We start from the raw sequence: 1,931 nt of genomic DNA, 5'->3' as shown, positions 1-1,931 counted from the left end.
GCAGAATTCACAGTCTTTTCAAAATGAAAAAACCGCCGGCCTTGCCCACAGCCCGATGGGGGGATGTGAGCAAGACCGGCGGTCTTAAGAAAGTGTGCTGAGTTACTCAGCAGGTTCAGGCATTTTACCTTCTGGTGCTTTACGTTCTGTCAGACGCTTCTCAAAATTCGCATTAAACTGTTTTTTCTGCTCTGGCGTCAGGATGTTGTAGATTTTGTTCTGGGTTTCCATATGCGCCAGCATACGGGCTTTGTTCTGCTCGGCCATTTTGTCGATCTGCGCTTCGGCTTTTGCCTTGTCGAAGGTGTCGCTGGCGATGATGCTATGGGTGGCGCGGCGCTCGTCCAGAGACGGACGCTTCATCTGGTCACGCTGGCTCTTCATGATCTCACGGATCTGCTGCTTCTGCGCGTCGGTCAGGTTGAGGTCTTTAAACATCATGTCGTGATGCGGACCCATTTTGCCTTTATGGTGCATCGCTGCGCCGTTGTCCGGTGCAGCTGTGGTTTCGGCAGCGTGAGCCAGGTTAGCAGCGCCGAACGCCAGGGTAGAGGCAACAAACAGAGCGGTTAATTTACGCATAGTCTTCATCCTTCTTTTTTCAGTTATTCTTACTTACGGCACGTTGCCGTGTTGACGAGATTAACTTTACGACCTTTTTCGTCAATTAATCAGTGCAACGGTAAAACAGTGAAAGTATAAAAAACAGTTTCTGCGCAATTGTGAAGACAATATGGAAAAAAGATGGAGAGGTGTAGCAAAAATATTCAAGCGGATGATTTTGAAGGCAATATGGAGGAGCATACTCCTCCAGCGATTATTAATAAAGCAGTTTGGTAAGAATAGTCTGCAATAATGTCCTGGGCTTTCTTTCTATTTCTCTCTCGCTACGCCATCCGCACCAGCATTAAACCTGCCCGCAGGCCAGGTGCGACATTTGGGTTCGGAAATAAGACATATTCCGTCTCGTGTTGTACCACGTAACGCGTTTCGCCCTCTTCTGCCAGCAGCGTACCGGCGCTGAACGGGGTGAAGTTGATTGTCTGGTCAGGCATGCAGAGTCGAAAACCCTCTCCGTGACGGGTAATCTGCTGGGCAACGCGATAGCGCAGCACTGGCGCATGCTGACTCATCCACGGCGTATCGCTGAGCAGGGCCGCCAGCGCATCTCGGGTCACGGCGAACTGGCTAAGATCGTTCTCGCCAAAGGGAAGCGCTTTTCCCAGCTCAAGGGTGCAGGCCAGGGCGTTAAAGCGCTCGCAGCTAAAGTGGGTAAAGGTGCCGCCCGGCGACTGGTGAAAGACCAGCGCCTCCAGCCCCGCCTCTTCCAGCCAGTGCAGGAAGGATTCATCCCACGGCGTTTTACGGGCGGGTAAAACACCAAAGCGCGGGTGATGCGAGCCGCGTATCGCAGTATGCAGATCGAGATGCCAGCGCGTCTCTGTCTTGCCGTCAGTAAAGAAGCGCTCCATGGCCTGCTCAAGCTGCGCTGCGCGTTCGGTCTCCAGACTGGGGGGATAATGCTGCCAGCGCTGGCCAAACAAACGGTTGAGATCGACATGCAGATAGCGCCGGTTCGTACGCAGCGCCTCGGGGTTGCCCAGCACCACCAGCATGCGCCAGCTTAGTGCCAGTGAACCGGTGAACAACGCGGTCAGCAAGCCATCGACGAGCTCTACCGGCGCGGTTTCATTCCCATGGATCCCCACCGAGAGTACCAGGGCACGCTCCACCGGCTGATGCGGCGTTAGCTCCAGCAATCCCTCACCGTGCCAGCGCCAGCTAAAGGTGACAGTGTCACCTTGCATCCGTTCAGGATGGGTCCCGGCCAGCGTTAAAGCGAGAAAATTGTGCATAGCGTCTCCCTTAGCGCTGGAAAGCGTAGACTGAGCCAAGATCCAGCAGTTGAGACAGCTGGTCTAACGCTTCCC

The 1,931-nt window shown here is 54.2% G+C and carries 2 protein-coding genes; both read right to left on the bottom strand.

Annotated features, from left to right (window positions below; all coding sequences use genetic code 11):
- Positions 1–102: 102 nt before the first annotated feature.
- Positions 103–582 (bottom strand): ATP-independent periplasmic protein-refolding chaperone Spy, encoded by a 480-nt coding sequence (spy, locus tag FN633_RS06085; protein WP_042392989.1) that lies wholly within the window; start codon positions 580–582, stop codon positions 103–105.
- A gap of 305 nt (positions 583–887) precedes the next feature.
- Positions 888–1,856 carry a succinylglutamate desuccinylase gene (gene astE / locus FN633_RS06080; protein WP_154057098.1) on the bottom strand — a complete coding sequence of 323 codons (969 nt, stop codon included), beginning with the start codon at positions 1,854–1,856 and terminating at the stop codon, positions 888–890.
- Positions 1,857–1,931: the final 75 nt, after the last annotated feature.

It is taken from the genome of Pseudescherichia vulneris, assembly GCF_902164725.1.
GTDB classification, from domain to species: Bacteria; Pseudomonadota; Gammaproteobacteria; order Enterobacterales; family Enterobacteriaceae; genus Pseudescherichia; species Pseudescherichia vulneris.
The sequence above is the reverse complement of the archived record's forward strand: the minus strand, read 5'-3'. Positions and strand labels throughout refer to the sequence as shown.